This is a genomic window from Flagellimonas alvinocaridis (assembly GCF_004916895.1).
Lineage (GTDB): Bacteria > Bacteroidota > Bacteroidia > Flavobacteriales > Flavobacteriaceae > Flagellimonas > Flagellimonas alvinocaridis.
Map to the genome: position 1 here is coordinate 123,824 of NZ_SNTZ01000002.1, position 19,021 is coordinate 142,844.

The 19,021-nt window shown below is 45.2% G+C and carries 12 protein-coding genes; 7 read left to right on the top strand and 5 right to left on the bottom strand.

The genetic code is table 11. The annotated features are described in order from the left end of the window. Nucleotides 1-27: 27 nt before the first annotated feature. The 3 genes from EZV76_RS05850 to EZV76_RS05860 all read right to left on the bottom strand — a co-directional run bounded on the left by EZV76_RS05850 (nucleotide 28) and on the right by EZV76_RS05860 (nucleotide 4,473). Nucleotides 28-2,439: an outer membrane beta-barrel protein gene (locus EZV76_RS05850; RefSeq protein ID WP_136565669.1), complete on the bottom strand. Its 2,412-nt coding sequence runs from the start codon at nucleotides 2,437-2,439 to the stop codon at nucleotides 28-30. 169 nt (nucleotides 2,440-2,608) lie between these two features. After that, nucleotides 2,609-3,703 carry a sensor histidine kinase gene (locus EZV76_RS05855; RefSeq protein ID WP_136565670.1) on the bottom strand — a complete coding sequence of 365 codons (1,095 nt, stop codon included), beginning with the start codon at nucleotides 3,701-3,703 and terminating at the stop codon, nucleotides 2,609-2,611. Continuing rightward, nucleotides 3,700-4,473, bottom strand: coding sequence for a LytR/AlgR family response regulator transcription factor (locus tag EZV76_RS05860; protein ID WP_136565671.1), 774 nt, complete (start codon nucleotides 4,471-4,473; stop codon nucleotides 3,700-3,702). The genes EZV76_RS05855 and EZV76_RS05860 overlap by 4 nt, the downstream gene beginning before the upstream one ends. Nucleotides 4,474-4,745: 272 nt before the next feature. Here EZV76_RS05860 and EZV76_RS05865 point away from each other — a divergent pair, with 272 nt between their 5' ends. Genes EZV76_RS05865 through EZV76_RS05880 form a run of 4 tightly spaced genes read left to right on the top strand, consistent with a single transcriptional unit; the run spans nucleotide 4,746 to nucleotide 11,224 of the window. Further along, nucleotides 4,746-7,367 (top strand): DUF5916 domain-containing protein, encoded by a 2,622-nt coding sequence (locus EZV76_RS05865; RefSeq protein ID WP_136565672.1) that lies wholly within the window; start codon nucleotides 4,746-4,748, stop codon nucleotides 7,365-7,367. 29 nt (nucleotides 7,368-7,396) lie between these two features. Further along, complete coding sequence (locus EZV76_RS05870) at nucleotides 7,397-8,740, top strand: RHS repeat domain-containing protein (RefSeq protein WP_136565673.1); 1,344 nt, start codon at nucleotides 7,397-7,399, stop codon at nucleotides 8,738-8,740. Between the two features lie 11 nt (nucleotides 8,741-8,751). After that, nucleotides 8,752-9,198 carry a YybH family protein gene (locus tag EZV76_RS05875; RefSeq protein WP_136565674.1) on the top strand — a complete coding sequence of 149 codons (447 nt, stop codon included), beginning with the start codon at nucleotides 8,752-8,754 and terminating at the stop codon, nucleotides 9,196-9,198. Between the two features lie 40 nt (nucleotides 9,199-9,238). Continuing rightward, a complete protein-coding gene (locus tag EZV76_RS05880; protein ID WP_161594388.1) occupies nucleotides 9,239-11,224 on the top strand; it encodes a M13 family metallopeptidase in 1,986 nt (661 codons plus the stop codon). A 54-nt stretch (nucleotides 11,225-11,278) separates the two neighbouring features. Here the strand turns inward: EZV76_RS05880 and EZV76_RS05885 are convergent, their stop codons facing one another. After that, a complete protein-coding gene (locus EZV76_RS05885) occupies nucleotides 11,279-12,124 on the bottom strand; it encodes an AraC family transcriptional regulator (RefSeq protein WP_136565676.1) in 846 nt (281 codons plus the stop codon). Nucleotides 12,125-12,255: 131 nt separating this feature from the next. On the opposite strand from EZV76_RS05885, the gene EZV76_RS05890 reads away from it, so the two are divergent. The 3 genes from EZV76_RS05890 to EZV76_RS05900 are packed head-to-tail and all read left to right on the top strand — an operon-like array spanning nucleotide 12,256 to nucleotide 15,751. Beyond that, complete coding sequence (locus EZV76_RS05890) at nucleotides 12,256-13,179, top strand: dihydrodipicolinate synthase family protein (protein ID WP_136565677.1); 924 nt, start codon at nucleotides 12,256-12,258, stop codon at nucleotides 13,177-13,179. Beyond that, complete coding sequence (locus EZV76_RS05895) at nucleotides 13,179-14,699, top strand: aldehyde dehydrogenase (NADP(+)) (RefSeq protein WP_136565678.1); 1,521 nt, start codon at nucleotides 13,179-13,181, stop codon at nucleotides 14,697-14,699. The genes EZV76_RS05890 and EZV76_RS05895 overlap by 1 nt, the downstream gene beginning before the upstream one ends. Nucleotides 14,700-14,743: 44 nt before the next feature. Next, nucleotides 14,744-15,751 (top strand): 4-hydroxyproline epimerase, encoded by a 1,008-nt coding sequence (locus EZV76_RS05900; protein ID WP_136565679.1) that lies wholly within the window; start codon nucleotides 14,744-14,746, stop codon nucleotides 15,749-15,751. A gap of 15 nt (nucleotides 15,752-15,766) precedes the next feature. Here the strand turns inward: EZV76_RS05900 and EZV76_RS05905 are convergent, their stop codons facing one another. Continuing rightward, nucleotides 15,767-18,928 carry a VPS10 domain-containing protein gene (locus EZV76_RS05905; RefSeq protein ID WP_136565680.1) on the bottom strand — a complete coding sequence of 1,054 codons (3,162 nt, stop codon included), beginning with the start codon at nucleotides 18,926-18,928 and terminating at the stop codon, nucleotides 15,767-15,769. Nucleotides 18,929-19,021: the final 93 nt, after the last annotated feature.

The window sequence follows — 19,021 nt, forward strand, 5'->3', positions numbered from 1 at the left end:
AAGTAAACCCCAAGCAGAAATTTCGGGCTATCCTTCGTTTTGTTGTCGTGCCCGGTCCATTTCCTGTTGGATTTCGGACTGCCTTCTACGAACCGGCTGTACCGACTGTTTTCCAAATCGCCAAGAAATGGAAAGGGTGGCATAACGGGTGTCCCGGTAGCTAGTGAAGGAATCGTCCAGATTGCCAAAAGCGGTTCTTCCAGTGGGGTATTGGTTCCAGAAAATATCATTGATGTTGAACCGTAGGGTCATGGCATCCTTGAACAAGTTTTTCTGGAGTCCCACGGAAAAGGACGAAATGGTCTCTGCCCTCGTAATGCTTCCATAGTGAGGGAAAAGATAAAAGGCCCCGGCCTGCAATCGGTAGCCGTTCCCCAATCCAAAACTGTGGTTGGTATTGAGACTTACCACGGGATTGCTGCGGTCAAAATTAAACCCATTGATGTCTCCATCAAAATCATTGATGGATGCGTTAATGTTCCAATTGCTCTGCCACCAATTGTTGAACTGTATCGGAAGACTGGCCACAAAGGAGTAGCTCTTCAGCCTATCTATGTTGATGGGACGCACGATGACCACCTCTTGGTCTCCATCACGAATAATGGCCATGGTCAAATGATCTTCAGTAATACCTACATTGAAGGCAAAGTAGTAACGCTGCTTAAAGGTATAATTGACCTCACTCACCCATGTGAACTGGGGTTGCAGATAGGGGTTCCCCTCACGGTAGGTGTTGGTGTTCACAAAGGTTCGGAAGGGATTGAGCTGGCCATAACCGGGACGGTCAATACGCCTACCCGCCGATATGCCCAAGGTATGCTTTTCGTTAAAAGTATAGTTGTAGGAAGCCGTGGGAAACAGGTTCAAATAATCCATTTTGTTGACCGTGTTAGTGGTAACCTGGTTGCCAATAACAGAGGTGTTTTCAGCGCGTAACCCTACTTGCGCATTCCATTTTTCACGGTTGATATTGTAGCTCACATAGCCCGCATATATATCTTCATCATAGATGAAATGGTTGCTGAGGTTGGTATTTGGGGTGGTGACCCCGTTGTTTTCATTCACATAGGCCAGGTCGTTATCCGATTTCACCCAAGTGTTTTTCCAACCGGCTTCAAATCGGTCCCCATTTTTTAATGGGAGCTCATAATCCACGGTAATCCCGGTAAGGTTAAGGAAACCGTCAACATCTCCCAAAAGAATGTCTTGGGCAGTAGTGTTGCTTTCAAAAAAGTCAAAATTGGAGACAAACTTCTGGTCGGACCAATTGCTGTAACGGGCATGGTCAAAATTAAAATTGAGGGCACTTTTGTTCGCAAAGTTGTGTCTGGCGTTAAGGTTGGCTGTAAACTGGTTCCATTCGGAGGCAATATCTGTGTCCGTGTTCTCCTCCGAAATAAGTTCCCAGTCCGTATTGTACCCTAATACATTGCTGGTAGAGATGTTCTCGGTTTTATTGTTGAGTCCAGTGAACAAGACCCCGAGCGTGGTCTTGTCACTTACCGTATAGTCAATTCCAAGTCTTCCGGTATGGGTTTTTAAGGGCAGTTCAAAATCGTTTTGAAGGTCATAATAGCCTTGAGGTTGGTCCCCGTCCAAGAATATCCTATCAATGACAATTTCTTGATATTGGTTGCGGTCGGTATATGAATACTGACCGTAGAGGTTCAATTTTTCAGTCCTATGGTTAAAGTCCATGGCACTGTTCCATCGGAAATAACGCCCGTATCCCGGACTCAAGGTAAGGCTTCCGTTGGTACCATAAAGTTTCCCTTTTTTGGTGACTATATTGATGATGCCCGCATTGCCCTGGGCCTCATAACGTACCGAGGGATTGGTGATGATCTCTATTTTCTCGATATTGGAAGAAGGCAGGCTACGCAGTAAATTGGCCAATTGTTCCCCTTGTAAACGGGTGTCCTTTCCATCCATATAGATTCGTACCCCGGTACGACCACTAAGGGATATGACATCATCTTGATCTATGATCACCCCTGGGGCCTTTTCCAACAACTCCATGGTGGAGTTTCCCGTGTTAACGATACTGTTCTCTACATTGAGCACCAGCTTGTCCTGTTCTTTTTGAATGAAGGGTTTTTGACCTACCACGGCAACTTCTTCAAGCGCTTGGGTCTGATCTTCCAAAGTTATGTTTCCCAAATTGGTATTGGACAGGTCGGTCACGGTTGTAGTCTGGAAACCTACAAATGAAATGGATAAATAACTGTTTTGAGGTTGTTTCACATCAACATTGAACAGTCCGTCCATATCGGTGATGGCACCTTTTATCAGGGTTGAATCAGACTTGCTCATGGCTACCACATTGGCAAAGGCAATGGCAGCACCATTGGAGTCCACTATTTTACCCTTGAACGAAGTTTGTGCAAACGTTTGACCTACGACTGCAAGAAATAGCAGTACCCCTATTTTTTTAACCATACCTTAGTAGCTATAAGAACTAAAGCCAACTTAAATAGTTGGCTTTAGCATAAATCATCAAACAAAACCATTGTTTTGAAAACAGTGCTAAACTCGTGTTTTCTATCCCTGTTCGTGCAAAATTGATTCCGATTTATCTTTATTTGATGTGAACTTATAAGAAAATGCATTAAATGCTTTGTATTTTGGGAATGGTAATCACGGTTTTAACCCCTTTGGGCATATTCTCAAAATGAAAATCTGATTTTCCGTGATACAATGCCTGCAATCGTTCCTTAATGTTGATGATTCCTATGCCACTATTGGAATAAATGGGATACTTGGGTATTCTTTTACCATTGTTTTCCACCGATAACAAAATGGAGTCTCCTTGGTCTTGGATGGACAGGTGTATATTCAGCTTTTTGTTTTCTTTTGAGAATCCATGTTTTATGGAGTTTTCAATAATGGGCTGTATCAACAATCGTGGAATCTGTTTGTACAGAGTGGACTCCTGTACTTCTCGTGTGATAACCAGATCTTCTTGAAAACGCTGCTTTAGGATGTTGGTATAGTAATCCAGAATTTCCAATTCTTCCCGAACGGTGATAAAGTTCTTGTCATCAATGCTTAAGAATTTTCGAAGCAAGAAACTAATATCTGCCACCATGTCTTGGGCGGCATCCGGATCGTTGGGGATAAGGCTGGAAATACTGTTCAGCGTGTTAAAAAGGAAGTGGGGATTGAGCTGACTTTCCAGGGTTTTCAGTTTAAACTTTATGAGACTGTTCTCCAACACCTTGTTCCGTATTTCTTGATTTTTTACCTGTTGAAGGTAGAAATAGGCATAGATGATCAAGATCATGGAGCTGTAGAGCAAGATGTTGGTGGTGACATTAAAGAAAAAGGTATGGGTGACCTTTTCAAAAAAGCCAAGTTCAATGGTTATCAGTTCGTAAGTGAGCAACAGAGGTGAGATAAATCCAACAAGATAGCTCTGCAAAATACTCAACACAATGTGCAATGGAATGATCTTTGTCCAGGATACCCGTTTCATCAGAAGGTATTTGGTGAGCAAGGAAACGGAGCACATAAAAAGGAGTACAAAGGCCCAATCAACAAGGCTCACCAAAACCAGCCCGGTAAAATCGTTCGTGACGCGCCTTGGACCACTGTACAGAAAGTAAAAGCTCCGCATAAAATCCACAAGGGCAATAAAAGTGTAAAAGACCACCAAATAGATGATCAAAGGTCTCTCCCCGTATTTCTTCAATAGCTTCTTCATGGTGCCAACCCCAATTTTTTTAGAAATTCCTTTTTATATGATTTACTGATTCGGAACAGTTCCTGATCATGCATCCGCACATCCATTTCGTTATAATCTGAATGAACAAGTTCCTGCATATGGTCCACATTGATGATGGTTGATCGGTGGATCCGTACAAAGTTGGTGGCGTTTAACTGTACCAAAAGATTTTTAAGGGATTCCCTAACGGTATAGGTTTTGTCTACACTGTGAACATCCGAATAATAGCTGGAAGCACAGATATACTTGATGCGTTCCTTGTTCAAAAAAACAGTTCGGTTGTTCTCTCGAATGGGAAACCGGGAAGCCATAGTGTTTGGAGAGCTTCCAATATTACCTTGAATATCCAATAAAAACTGCCTCATATCGGTTCCATAATTGTTGAGTTTCATCCGTTCCTCAATACGATCTAGAGTTTCAAAAAATCGGTGATTTTTGAAGGGTTTTAGTAGAAAATCCAAAGCATAATTGTTGAAGGCCTGGATGGCATAGCTGTCATAGGCTGTAATGAAGATGATCAAAGGCATTTTCTGTAGGTTCAGGTTTTGGAGCACATCAAAACCAGTTAAGTCTTTCAGTTCCACATCCAAAAAAAGCACATCGGGCCCAACGGTGTTGATTTGTTGGATGGCTTCTTCCCCATTGGCACATTGCGCTTCAATATGGAATTCCTTTCGTGTTTCCAATAACTCAACAATTCGCTGTCGCGCCAGCAATTCGTCATCTACAATGATTACTCTATAAGCCATCCATGCAATTTAGGCGAAAATAGGGAACATTTACCGCATTGATTGCGAAAACTAATTGCTCCATTTCATGATAAAGGTGTTTCAAATCAGATACTTGTGTGCCTGCATCAAAAAAAAGTGTCTTCAATTCTTTTTAAAAAGAGGGATGCTATCATCAGCTAAATTTAGCGGGAAATGTCAATCAAATCAATCAAAAAACGACAGTCATCACTTATATCAACAACAATCCATTGGGATTGGGGTCAATGCAGGCTGGTGCATAAAACTATTACATGGGAAAGATTTTTTTGTGGCTGGCTATTTTGCCGGCTTCTATTCAGGTCTTGGACGCCCAGATCATTGAAAAAAAGAAATATAACACCAATGCCATTCAAGATGGACGAACTCCCGTTATTGACGGAGCAATAGACGACCCAATATGGGATATTGTAGAATGGGGCGGTGATTTTATAGAGGTTCGCCCAGATGAAAACACGCCACCTACCTTTCAAACCAAGTTCAAGATCATTTACGATACCAAATATATCTATTTTGCCATAAGGGCCTTGGATGCTGAGCCGGATAGTATTGTTCGGCGGATGGGCCGTAGGGATACCTTTGATGGCGATTGGGTTGAGGTTAACATTGACAGTTACCACGATCTTCGGACCGCATTTTCCTTTACGGCAACTGTAGCTGGGGTTCGTGGGGATGAATTTGTTTCCAATAATGGGGACGATTGGGACAGTAGTTGGAACCCCATTTGGATGACCAAAACCCAGATAGATGATGAGGGTTGGACCGCCGAAATCAAAATTCCTTTAAGTCAGCTGCGGTTTAATGCGGATAAGGAGCAGGTCTGGGGGCTCCAGGTTTTAAGGCGTTATTTTAGAAATGAGGAACGCTCCGTTTGGCAGCGTATTCCCCAAGATGCCCCAGGCTGGGTCAGTGAGTTTGGGGAACTCCATGGATTAAAAAACCTGACTCCGCAAAACCAGCTGGAAATACAGCCTTTTACGGTAACGCAGCTAAAAACCTATGAAAAAGAGGAGGGAAATCCCTTTAGGGATGGCAATGATTTTAAGTTGAATGGGGGAGTGGATGCCAAGATTGGAGTGACCAATGACCTTACCTTAGATTTGACCGTGAACCCTGATTTTGGACAAGTGGAGGCCGACCCATCGGCTATTGCCTTGGATGGCTTCCAGATATTTTTTCAAGAGCGGCGTCCTTTCTTTGTGGAGAACAAGAACATTTTTGATTACAGATTTTCACATGCCTCGGACAATCTATTTTATTCGAGGCGCATAGGAAGGACCCCGCAAGGATACCCCAGTGTGTCTGGCGACCAATATGTGGACCGACCGGGAAACACTACCATTCTTGGTGCGGCCAAATTTTCGGGAAAGACCAAGAATGGGTGGTCCATAGGTGTTATGGAAAGTTTAACGGCCAAGGAATATGCCGAAATTGACACCAATGGGGAACGAAGCGAGGAATTGGTGGAACCGCTTACCAATTATTTTGTGGGGCGATTACAGAAAGACTTTAACAACAACAATTCATACGTAGGGGGTATCGTAACGGCCACCAATCGGTTTGATGTACCCGACCAACTCAATTTTTTGCATACCGACGCCTATTCGGGTGGGTTGGACTTTAAGCACCAATGGAGCAACCGGAACTACTACCTCATGGGCTATTCCATTTTTAGTAAGGTAAAGGGGAGTAGGGAGGCCATTGCCGCAACCCAAAATACCTTGACCCATTTGTTCCAACGCACCGATGCGGGCCACGTGGAAGTGGATTCCACCAGAACCTCCCTGGCGGGAACCGGAGGAAAATTGGAGTATGGAAAAGTGGGTGGTGGCAATTTGCGATACACCATTGGCGCTTTTTGGAAATCCCCAGAGCTCGAAATCAACGATATTGGATTTTTACGTCAGACTGATGAGTTTCGCCAATACAATACGGTGGCCTATGAGTCTACCCGTCAGATGGGAAAGTTTAGGAGAGTAGGAGCCAATTTTAATTACTTCAACAGTTTTGATTTTGAAGGGAACCGCAACCGAATGCAATATCAATTTGGGGCCGATGGCACTTTTTTGAATAACTGGAGCTTTGATGTGGGTGGGGGGCATATTCCCATTAATTATCGTACGGCGCACTTGCAGGGAGGTCCACGATTTAAGCTCTCACGGGAAAACTTTGTCTGGTTCATTGCCAATACCGATTTGCGGAAAAAATTACGGTTCAGTGCCGATTTGCTCTATTCGGAAGCCAAACAGGGTCACTTTACCATTTTTGAATTTACCGGCGGGGTTACCTATCAGCCCTCCAATGCACTGAGCATATCCTTTAGTCCACAATATGCCAGATATCCCCACAAGACCCAATATGTCACGGAGACCCAATTCAGTGGGATGCCCAGATACATTACTTCGGAAATAGATAACAAAACATTGAGTGCGGCCATTCGGGTAAACTACACCATAAATCCCAACCTCACCATTCAATACTATGGGCAGCCTTTTATTGCCAGGGGGCGGTATTCCCATTTCAATTACATAACCAATCCTACGGCGGAAAATCTTTTTGATCGTTATGAATTGCTGGAAGAGGGGCAGATAAACAAGCAGTTTGATACGGGAATGTATATGGTGGATGAAAATCTGGACGGCACTTTGGATTACAGTTTCGATGACCCTGATTTTTCCTTGGTGGAGTTTCGCTCCAACTTGGTGGTGCGTTGGGAGTATATCCCAGGGTCGGAGTTGTTCTTGGTCTGGTCGCAGGGGATATCCAATTTTATGGATCCAGCGGATAGTTTGACCCGCGGATTGGAATCGGGCATTTTTGGACAAAAACCGGAGAACATTTTCTTGATGAAACTCACCTATCGATTGGCTTTATGATTATATCAAACCAGAAACAAAGAATACAAATGAGAAAGGCAACAAACCTGATCTGGGCAGTACTGATGCTGTTGAGTTGTGGATTGAAAGTAACCGCACAGCACACCCAATATACCATGGGCATTGTGTTCCGGGAAACCCCTTTTGCCGATATCAGAGGAACCAAGAAGATGGAGAAGCATGATGTGGACAACAAAAAACATTTTGAATTGGATTATGATGAAAAGGGAAGGCTGGTGGAGTGCCGCTATGTGCTCAATGGTAAACTGGTTCCATTTTCGGACCGATTTGTACGAGCGCCTAAAATTAAGGTCAGCTATCAAGAAAATAAAGAAATACGCACATTTTATAATGAGTTTGGTCATCGAACCTTGGTTTCTGGGGATGTATACGAAGCACGATTTACCCTGAATGGGAAGAGAGAAAGAACAGGTTTGACCTTCCACAATATTGCAGGGAACATCATTGAAAATGATTTTGGCATCGCCAGATACGTTTGGGAGACAATGCCCAATGGCGATGTCATGGAATGGCGTTACAATACCGAAGATGAGCTTGTGAGAAATCGGCCGGAATTCCAATATTTTGCGACCCTTTTCTCCTATAATGTTCATGGTCTACTGGCCCAAATGACCAATTTGGGAAAAGAAGGCAAGACCCCCACGCCCGATGAAGCGAATGTGATCACCACCAAAGTTCGCTATAACGCCAACGGACAACTTACGGAATGGTCCAACTACGATGGGGATGGTAAGTTGACTCGGGGTATGACCAATATTGCCAAAATAGCCTATATCCCTTCTGATTTTTTTTCGGAACAGGAAGCCGCTTTCATTGATCAGAACAATGAGCCACAGCTCACCAATTGGGGGGTGCATAAAGTGGTATATCGTTTTGATGAACACGGCAATGAAGTAGAACGGACTTTTTTGGATACGGAAGATAGACCAAGTAATTCCAACAGCGGTATTGGCATCATCAAAACCACCTATGATGCTAATGGGAGGTTTTTGGCCACAAGGTCTTTTTTTGATAAGGAAGGAAACCCCATAGGACTCGGCGCGAATAAGATTCACGAATATAAGACCCAATTTGACGCAGAGGGGCGACCTATCCGCGGGTTTTATCATGATCAGGAAGGCAAGCTTGTCAATGGGTCGGGAGGTTATGCCATAGAAGAAAACCATTATGATGAAAGAGGAAGGTTGGCGGAGCGTAGCTATTTGGATGCTGATGAAAACCCGGTCAACAATACCCAAATAGGGGTTCATAGATTTGAATATCAATATAAAAATGGAACCGATTTGGAGGCGGTCAATACGTTTTCCGTAAATGGAAAAAAGACCCAGCCCAATTGGAACCCAAACCACTAAAAATTAAAGTCATGAAAATAATCAATGTATGTAGTGTACTGGCCATGGTACTCCTAATGGCATGTGGCCAGACCCAAGAACCGCTTCCCCAAGTTTTGGAGACGTGGAAACAACAAATTGCCGATTCCGAGGCCGCTTTTGCACAAATGGCCAAGGAAGAAGGGATGAACAAAGCCTTTCTGGCCTACGCTGCCGAAGATGCCGTTCTCATGAGGAACAATCAACTCATTGAGGGCAAGCAGGGTATTGCCGATTTTATGCAGAACCAAACCTCAAAAGGATTGGCTTGGAAACCGGAATTTATCGAAGTCTCCAAATCCGGGGACCTGGGCTACACCTATGGGTACTATACATTTTCCTATGAAGATGCAGAAGGCAATCCGGCGGAGGCCAAAGGCGTGTTCCATACCGTTTGGAAGCGCCAAGAGGATGGTTCATGGAAATTTGTTTGGGATTGATATCGAAAAAAAATATAGTAACAACTCAAAAAATGAACATATGAAAAACAGGATGATGGCAGTTTTAGCCCTAACGGCTACAACCATGGCCTTTGCACAGGGGAAACAACAGCTCCAAGACGATTTTTATACCTACGTGAACCACCAATGGTTGGACAGCACGGAAATTCCAGCAGCCTATGGCTCTTGGGGGAGTTTCCATGAGGTCTATTTTAAAAACCAGGACCGCATAAAGGGAATTTTTAAAGAGCTTACAGAGAGCAATACGTCCTATGAAAAGGGTTCAACCGAGCAAATGGTGACCGATTTCTATGCCAGTTGTATGGATACGGTACGATTGGAGAATCTGGGACTGAAGCCTTTAAAGGCATATTTGGATGAAGTGGACCAGATTAACACCAAAGAGGATTACTTGACACTGACCGCAAAATTATATGCCAAAGGCATTCAGGCACCCATTAGCACTTATACCGTTCTGGATGCCAAGAACAGTTCCATGTACGCCCTTTATCTGAGTCAGTCTGGCTTGAGTCTGGGCAATAGGGCCTACTACTTGGAAGACAATCAACAGTATCAAGAGTTCCGGGACAAATACCTTGAATTGATGACGGATATCTTCAAAATGCTGCAATTACACCAAGGCAAGGAGCGGGAAGCGGCCCAAAAAATCTTCGAAATGGAAACCCGGATGGCCCAAATCCATAGAAGTCCGGTCCAACTTCGGGATTCGGAAAGAAACTACAACAAGAGGACCATGGCCGAGCTCAACCAACTCACATTCAATGTAGATTGGCCCAAGTATTTTAAGGATTTGGGGTTGAAGAAGGAAGTGGATTATGTTATCGTGAACCAACCCGAGTTTTTGGCCATGTTTGACCGGATGTTGGATGATTTCTCCATTGCGGATTGGAAGACCTATATGCAATGGAAGGTGATTCGGGGAACAACCCCCATGTTGAACAATGCCATCCGAAGTCGAAGCTTTGCTTTTTACCAGACCACATTGAATGGGGTGGAAGAGGAATTTCCGCGTTGGCAGATTGCGCAGAATTCTACGGACATAAATTTAGGGCAACCCTTGGGAAAGCTCTTTGTGGAAAAATACTTTCCCAAGCGGAACAAGGACAAAATGATCGGACTCATCGATAATTTGAAGCAAGCATTCCATCAACGGATAAACCGATATACGTGGATGACCGAAGAGACCAAGATCCAAGCTCGCCATAAACTGGATAAAATGGGGGTGAAAATAGGATATCCCGATGAATGGTTGGATTATACTGCAGTGGACATCAAGGCCGATGATTACTTCGGAAATGTGATTCGGTTAAGGGAGCATGACTATTTGCGGCAATTGAACCGTTTGGGGGATGAGGTTGACCCCAATGCATGGGGCATGACCCCGCCCACGGTCAATGCATATTTTTCTGCCTATCGGAATGAAATTGTCTTTCCCGCAGGGATTCTTAATCCACCTTTTTTTGATTATGATGCAGATGATGCAACCAATTATGGTTCTGCAGGGGTAATCATTGGCCATGAGATCACCCATGGATTTGATGATAACGGTAGCCTATACGATGCCGATGGAAACCTGAAATCCTGGTGGACCCCGGAGGATAGGGAACGGTTTGAGGCGAGGGCCAAGAAGATAGAAGAGCAATACGATGCCTATGTGGTGTTGGATTCCATCCATGTGAATGGCAAGCTTACCCTGGGAGAAAATATTGGCGACTTGGGCGGCTTGGCCATTGCCTTTGAAGCCATGAAAATCAATCAGGCCGAAAAAGGTGCCCAAGTCATCAATGGACTAACGGATGAGCAGCGATTTTTTCTCGCCTATGCCAAAATGTGGCGAGGTAAATATAGGGACAAGGCCTTGGAGAACCTGGTAAAGACAGATACGCATTCCCCTAGTTTTTACCGGGCCAACGGTGCACTCTCCAATTTCGAGGAATTCATCAAAGCTTTTGATATCCCCAAGGGCAGCAAAATGCGGCGTGAGGAAATCATAACTATTTGGTAGGGTTGTTATTTATGTTCGTGGAAAGGACCCAGCCATTTTGGCTTGGGTCCTTTCCTATGGAAATTGGGTCCTGTATTGGGTGGGGGTACACCCTTTCAGTTCCTTGAATTTTCTATTGAAATTGGCCAAGTTGCCAAAACCACACTGCTCAGAAACCAAGGAAATGGGAAGTTCGGGCTGGCTGATGATACGTTTGCTGGCATTCTCTATCCGTATTTCAATCAAAAACTGAAAGAAAGTCTTGTTGGTACGCTTTTTAAAATACTTGCAAAAGGCATTCTTGCTCATGTGAGCCTTTTCCGAAATGTCTTGGAGGGTGATGTGCTCGTGATAGTGCTCCATGACGTGATCGAATACCTTGTTCATGCGTTTTCCCTCATCGTCCGAAAAAGCCTTGTTGTACACAAATGACGAAAGAGGTTGGGTATGGGACTTCGTTATCTGACTAATGATCATAAGTAGGGAAGCAATCCGTTCCATTTTGTTCTGTTGCCGTAGCTGCTTAAAAAGAGCGATGATGTTTTCCTTTGGGGTGACCACTTTCATTCCATATACCGATTGTTGAAAGAAAAGGTTACTGGCGGCAAGGTCCGGGAGGTCAAAAAAATCCTTTCCAAAGGAACCTCGGTTGAAAAACAGCGTGCGCATGACGGATTTATTCGTGGTATGGGTATCACTTCGAAAAACATGGGGTACATAACTTCCTATGACCAAAATGTCGTTGGTCTTATATTCATTGATGGAATCCCCAACAATGAGAGTGCCTTCTCCCTTTTCAATATAGCTTATCTGGATTTCGGCATGTTGATGCAGTTGATCATAGAACACCTTTTCCCGGTCCTCTTGGTACACCAAGGCTTCATCTTTGGGTTTGGGTATTTTAAAAGGAAGTACTTTCATAAGAATGATACAAAAATCATCATAAAATACATATAAAATATTTTATAGGATAATATAGTATTGGAATTGGATAATTTTCAGACCGAGGATTGGGCCTGTCTCTTCTAAATTTGTGATTAAAAAATATCGTCATGCTACAATGGAAAGGCGTAATGCCGGCAGTCACCACAAAGTTCACCGCCAATGACCAATTGGATCTTGACATGTTCGAAAAGAACATCAAGGCACAGATGGAGGCAGGTGTCCATGGAATTATCCTGGGAGGTACCTTAGGGGAAGCCAGTACCCTTGAACCAGATGAGAAAGAAATCCTGATCAAAGCCTCCTTGGCCATAGCGGATGGAAAAATACCTGTGGTCATGAACGTGGCGGAGCAAAGCACCAAGGATGCCATTGCCATGGCGCAACAAGCAGAAAAAGCCGGTGCAGACGGACTCATGGTATTGCCCCCCATGCGGTACAGGGCCACCGATTTTGAAACGGTGACCTATTTTAAGGCCATTGCCAACAACACTTCGCTGCCTATAATGCTCTACAACAACCCTGTGGATTATAAAATTGAGGTAACTTTGGATATGTTGGAAGATTTGCTGGAATGCAGCAATATCCAAGCGATAAAGGAATCAACAAGGGATATTACCAATATCATCCGATTGCAGAACCGTTTTGGGGACCGCGTAAAAGTGTTCACGGGTGTAGATACTTTGGGGCTGGAAAGTCTGGCCATAGGGGCCGATGGCTGGGTGGCCGGTCTGGTCTGTGCCTTTCCAGCCGAAACGGTGGCGATTTATGAATTGGTAAAGGCGGGAAGAATCAACGAGGCCCTTGAAATTTATAGATGGTTCATGCCCTTGTTGGAACTGGACATCAGCCCACAATTGGTGCAGAACATTAAATTGGCCGAAGTGGCCACGGGCATAGGTACGGAAAATGTGAGGCTACCCAGACTGCCTTTGCAGGGTGGGGAAAGGCAGCGGGTGTTGAAGATCATTGAAACAGGCCTAAAGAATAGACCGGTATTACCCGATTATAAAAATCTCCGCAGCAACGCATAATGATTACAGGCAAAAACTACATTGGAAACAACTTGAGTGGGAAAGGGGATGTGAAATTCACGACCTTGAACCCAAAATTGAACACGGAGAACCCTTCAACTTTTGTGGAAGCCACCACTGAAGAAGTGGATATGGCCGCTGAATTGGCATGGGATGCTTTCAAGACGTACAGGAAGATTCCAGGAAAGCAACGGGCGACATTCTTAAATGCCATTGCGGATCTTATTTTGGAGTTGGACGAGGAATTGGTGGAAAGATATATTTCCGAAACCGGACTTCCCGAAGGAAGGGCCAAGGGCGAGCGCGGACGCACCGTTTTTCAATTAAGGTCTTTTGCAGAGCTGGTTGCCCAGGACGATTGGCGGGAAAATACATTTGATGCGGCCGAACCGAACCGAAAGCCCATTCCCAAAGTCGATTTAAGAAAAGCCTTGATTCCCATGGGACCTGTGGCTGTATTTGGGGCGAGCAATTTTCCTATGGCCTATTCCACGGCAGGAGGGGATACGGCAAGTGCCTTGGCGGCAGGGTGCCCTGTAATCGTAAAGTCGCATCCCATGCATGCAGGTACCTCGGAATTGGTAGCTTCGGCCATTGTCAAGGCGGCCCAAGAGACTGGAATGCCCAATGGGGTATTTTCTTGTGTCAACGGCGGTGTGGACGTAGGTGTGGACTTGGTCAAACATCCCAAGGTAAAGGCGGTAGGGTTTACCGGAAGTATCACGGGCGGTCGAGCACTGTTCGATTTGGCCTCGCAACGGGAGGAACCTATTCCCGTTTTCGCGGAAATGGGGAGTATCAACCCCGTGGTCATCACCCCCAAGGCCATTTCCCGAAGGGCCGATGAAATTGCCCAAACCTATGCGGATTCCATTACATTGGGAACAGGACAGTTTTGTACCAATCCGGGATTATTGCTGACCATCAAGGACGCCAATACACAAAACTTTGTTGAAACATTGGCTGAAAAGACCGTGGCCATTTCACCACAGTGCATGTTGCACCCCAATATAAAAAGGGGGTACGAGAAAAATGGCGAGGAGGTGACATCGCAAAAAGGTGTGGAAAGTATGGCCAAAAGAAGTGAAGATGTGAAGGTCAATGATGCCCCAGCAGAAGTTGCCACAGTTTCAGGGACCGATTTTTTGAACAACCCCAAAATGCATAAAGAGGTTTTTGGACCTTTTTCATTGGTGGTACAGTGCAAGGATGAGGAAGAACTCCTTCAGGTCATTGAAAATTTGGAAGGCCAGTTGACCGGAACCTTGATTGCTGAAAAAGATGATAATTTAGATTTGGAAACCTTGGTCGATGTACTCCAAAACAGGGTAGGGCGTATCATTTACAATGGTGTTCCCACCGGGGTCGAGGTGTGTGCCTCCATGCAGCACGGCGGACCCTATCCGGCATCCACGGATTCAAGGTTCACTGCGGTGGGCATCCATTCCATCAAAAGATGGGCAAGGCCGATCAGTTACCAATCCTTTCCCGAAGAATTGTTGCCCAATTACTTGAGGTAAGGTTGTATTTTTAAACACGATATAATTTAGTTGAAGCGCTAGCCGTGGCAAGAAAGACGTTTTTTTGTGTGGATGCCCACACCTGTGGAAACCCTGTACGTTTGGTGGCAGGGGGAGGTCCTATCCTTTTGGGGCAGAATATGAGTGAAAAACGACAGCATTTCCTCAAGGAATTTGACTGGATTCGCAAAGGACTCATGTTTGAGCCAAGGGGTCACGATATGATGAGTGGCAGTATCCTCTTTCCGCCGCATGAGCCTGAAAATGACATTGCAATTCTTTTTATTGAAACTTCAGGCTGTCTGCCCATGTGCGGTCATGGAACCATTGGAACCATCACTATTGCTTTGGAGGAAGGATTGATTCAACCCAAAACCCCAGGAAAAATTAGAATGGAGGCCCCTGCGGGTTTAGTCGAAATCGAATACCAACAGACAGGCAAGAAAGTGGATTGGGTAAAATTGGTGAATGTAAAATCCTATTTGGCGGCCGAAAATCTTACGGTGGAATGCCCCGAGTTGGGAGAAATTACTTTTGATGTGGCCTATGGCGGGAACTATTATGCCATTGTTGATCCGCAGGATAACTTTAGCGGGGTGCATGATTTTACGGCATCCAAGATCATTCAATATTCCAAGGTGGTCCGGGAACGGATCAATGCAAAATATCCCGATAGGTTCATCCATCCTGAAAACACCACCATCAGGGATGTCAGCCACATGATGTGGACAGGAAATCCTTTGGATCCAACCTCCTCAGGGAGAAATGCCGTGTTTTATGGGGACAAGGCCATTGATCGTTCGCCCTGTGGCACGGGAACATCGGCCCGTTTGGCGCAGTTGCATGCCAAGGGCAAGTTGAAGGTAGGGGAGGATTTTATCCATGAAAGTTTTATCGGGAGTAAGTTTATTGGAAGGGTTGAAAAAGAAACCACCTTGGCCAATACGCATGCCATTGTTCCCAGCATCCAGGGTTGGGCCCAAATAACTGGGTATAATACCATCATCATAGATGATGACGACCCTTATGCCCATGGATTTCAGGTTTTGTAGGGCCTGTTGCGTTGATTAAGATTTTATTTTCTTGTCCAATAGTATCTGAAGCTCGCTTTTTTTCAATTGACTGTTGAAGTTTCTGACCTCTACGTTCATAAAGGTTTTGAATTTGTCATCAACGTCTTTGAGCCTTTTGTTGAAAATGGAGTAGACCTCCCCTTGTTGGTCAGTGGGTCTAAAGTCCACACCGTTTCCGGTGATATCGCTGGCAAGGGCACTTAAACGACCGTATAGTTTCATGGGTGACCGAAATGCGTCTTCCCGGGCACCGGTCAAATGGATGTCGTACAGGGAGCCTGCAATGACTTCGGCCATGGACCGGAGTTGTTCCGCCTTTTTAATGTCATTTTTATTTCGCAACTGTGGAATGATCTCATTCAGTTCGGCCCGAATGGATTCAATATCATTGATCATAGTCACCGCCACGTTTATGGCATCCCTGAGCTCTAGGGAAAAGGCTACTTGTTTTTGGATATCTTCCAAGGTTCCTTCAGTGGAAGGATCTTTCATCACTTCCACTTCCCGGACATATGCTGTTTCCCCAACAATCAATTTTACTTTATAAGTATCGGGAACTACTCTGGGGCCGTATTGTCCCCGCATCAAATCCAAGTCCCAAGTGACCAAGGGGCGCCAACCTTCACCGTTCAGTTGTACCCAAGGTCGACCAGGAGGAGTGGATTGTAATTTGGGTTTGTAAGTGGGTTCGTATCTAAGGTCCCACATCACCCGGTGTATACCCGCATCATTTTTTCCTTGTAGCGTACGCACAATCTCATCATTGGAGGTGAGAATCTGGATTTTCACTTTTTGGTCGGTACTGTCCTTTAGGAAGTAGTTGATGTCGGCCCCATAGGCTGGATTGGTCCCAGCACTGAGACTGGGGCCATCGGTCTTTATGCTCTGTTTTTCCTGAAACCGATAGGAGGGACGTATGCTGAACAGATGGGCATCCTTGTCTTGGGCATCCATATCGTATTCGCGTAAGGGCGAAATATTGTCCAGAATGTAATACCCTCGGCCGTAGGTTCCCACGACCAAATCATCAAACCGCTCCTGGATTTCCAACCAATATACCGGTGCTGGGGGGAGATTGTTTCGCAGGCGCATCCAACTTTGCCCATCATTGGTACTCACGTAGATGCCATTGTCCACACCCAAATAGAGCATGCCTTCCCTTTTGGGGTCTTCCTTGATCACATGGGCAAAGCTATGGACGGATTTAGGCACTGAGCCACTGATCAATTTCCAGCTTTGGCCATAATCGGAAGTTTTGTACACATACGGATTAAAATCACCCATTTGGTGAAGGTCCACAGTTATATATACCGTACCTTTTTTAAATCGAGAAACCTCAATATTGGCAATGGTGCCCCATTTGGGGAGGTTGGGAATGTTTTGGGTCACATTGGTCCAAGTTTCCCCGCCGTTTTGGGTCAAATGTACCTGTCCGTCATTGCTGCCGGTCCAGATGTGTCCCGGTTCCAATTTGGATTCCGCAATACTGAAGAGCGTAGCGCCATCAAAAGTCATTAGGTTATCAATGGCCACCCCGCCTGAATTTTGCTGGTGTGTTTTGTCGTTCAAGGTCAAATCGGGACTAATGACCTGCCAGCTTTGTCCGTCATCATCAGTTTTATGCACAAATTGGCTTCCTACATAAACCCGATGTGGGGTATGTGGCGAAAAAGCCAAAGGAAAGTTCCAATGCCATCGGTATTTTAATTTGCCGGGTTCCCATCCATATCCGGCTTCGGGCCAAACACGCACATCACGTGCATGGCCGGTTCGGGCATTATACCGTTGAAGTCCGCCATCATAGCAACCGGACCAAACAATATCATTGTCAAAAGGGTCGGGTTGGGCAAATCCACTTTCACAACCTCCCACACCTTTCCAAAGACCAAGGGGAATATAACCTTGAAGACTATTGCTGGGCCCTTTGTACGAATACCCATCTTGTCGATTGCCATAAACATTGTACGGGATATTATCGTCTACGGCCGCATGGTACATTTGGGCAATGGGCAACACTATACGTTGAAAACTTTTTCCGTGGTTAAGAGTAATACTCGCTCCACCGTCATGGGCGACCATCATACGGTCTGCATTGGTGGGGTCCAGCCAAATATCGTGATTGTCGCCACCTGCAGCGTACCCTCCAGTGATGTTTTTACCGGCATCCATAGAGGTGCTGAACTTTACACTGGCAAAATAGATTTCGTCCGGGTCTGCAGGTGAAACGGCCATACGGGTGTAGTACGGTGCCCTTTCGGCAATATCATGGTTTTGGGTTTGAAGGGTCCATGTGTTCCCAAAATCCTCTGAACGGTAGAGGGCGGGACTGTCAATTTCGAAAAGAGCGTAGACCACATCGGGTTGTGAAGGGGCAATGGCCACGGCCGTTTTTCCAACGGGCTGGTTTTTTCCTCCGGGCAAACCGTATTTGGATAGCGCTTCCCAAGACTTGCCGCCATTGGTGGTGCGGTACACACCTCCGCCTGGACCACCACTGTTCAGTCCCCACGTATTGATGTGAATAGACCACATACCTACTAGAAGTCGGTCTGGATTTTTTGGATCGATGGCCATTTCAGCTGCTCCCGTATGTTCATCAATGAACAAAATCTGTTTCCATGTTTTTCCACCATCAGTGGTTTTGTACACGCCACGTTCCTTTTGGGGGCCGTAGGTATGGCCTAGTGCAGCGACATAGACAATGTCCGGATTGGTAGGGTGTACAATTACCCGACCGATGCGCCCAGTTTTTTCAAGGCCCATTCTTTTCCAGGTTTTTCCAGCATCATCAGACTTGTAGATGCCGTCGCCCATGGCGTGTGCAGGACGTATGACAAAAGTCTCGCCCGTTCCTACCCATACGATGTTGGGGTTTGAAGGAGCCAAAGCCACCGACCCAATGGATGAAACCTCTTGGTCATCAAAAATGGGATTCCAGTTAATACCGCCATCCGTGGTTTTCCATAATCCGCCAGAAGCTGCACCAATATAATTAACCATGGGGTCTCCCGGTACTCCTGCTATGGCAATGGTTCGATTACCTTCTGGACCAATAAAACGGAAGTTGAGGTTCTCAAAAAGTTTGGGGTTCAATTGCGCAAATAAAGAAACTATATTTAATAGGGAAAAGGATAGCAGGACGAACAAAGTTCTCATAATCATCCGGTTTGATGGTACGGTGAACTAATATAGGTAAAAAAGAAGAGGTTGTAAGTGGCATGTTTGCCTCAAAAAAATAGGCAGCTCTTG

What these genes read in the sequence shown, in the direction of transcription:
- EZV76_RS05905 (WP_136565680.1), bottom strand. Translation starts at nt 18,928, where the DNA reads ATGAGAACTTTGTTCGTCCTGCTATCCTTTTCCCTATTAAATATAGTT.
- EZV76_RS05890 (WP_136565677.1), top strand. Translation starts at nt 12,256, where the DNA reads ATGCTACAATGGAAAGGCGTAATGCCGGCAGTCACCACAAAGTTCACC.
- EZV76_RS05880 (WP_161594388.1), top strand. Translation starts at nt 9,239, where the DNA reads ATGAAAAACAGGATGATGGCAGTTTTAGCCCTAACGGCTACAACCATG.
- EZV76_RS05865 (WP_136565672.1), top strand. Translation starts at nt 4,746, where the DNA reads ATGGGAAAGATTTTTTTGTGGCTGGCTATTTTGCCGGCTTCTATTCAG.
- EZV76_RS05875 (WP_136565674.1), top strand. Translation starts at nt 8,752, where the DNA reads ATGAAAATAATCAATGTATGTAGTGTACTGGCCATGGTACTCCTAATG.
- EZV76_RS05895 (WP_136565678.1), top strand. Translation starts at nt 13,179, where the DNA reads ATGATTACAGGCAAAAACTACATTGGAAACAACTTGAGTGGGAAAGGG.
- EZV76_RS05850 (WP_136565669.1), bottom strand. Translation starts at nt 2,439, where the DNA reads ATGGTTAAAAAAATAGGGGTACTGCTATTTCTTGCAGTCGTAGGTCAA.
- EZV76_RS05855 (WP_136565670.1), bottom strand. Translation starts at nt 3,703, where the DNA reads ATGAAGAAGCTATTGAAGAAATACGGGGAGAGACCTTTGATCATCTAT.
- EZV76_RS05860 (WP_136565671.1), bottom strand. Translation starts at nt 4,473, where the DNA reads ATGGCTTATAGAGTAATCATTGTAGATGACGAATTGCTGGCGCGACAG.
- EZV76_RS05870 (WP_136565673.1), top strand. Translation starts at nt 7,397, where the DNA reads ATGAGAAAGGCAACAAACCTGATCTGGGCAGTACTGATGCTGTTGAGT.
- EZV76_RS05885 (WP_136565676.1), bottom strand. Translation starts at nt 12,124, where the DNA reads ATGAAAGTACTTCCTTTTAAAATACCCAAACCCAAAGATGAAGCCTTG.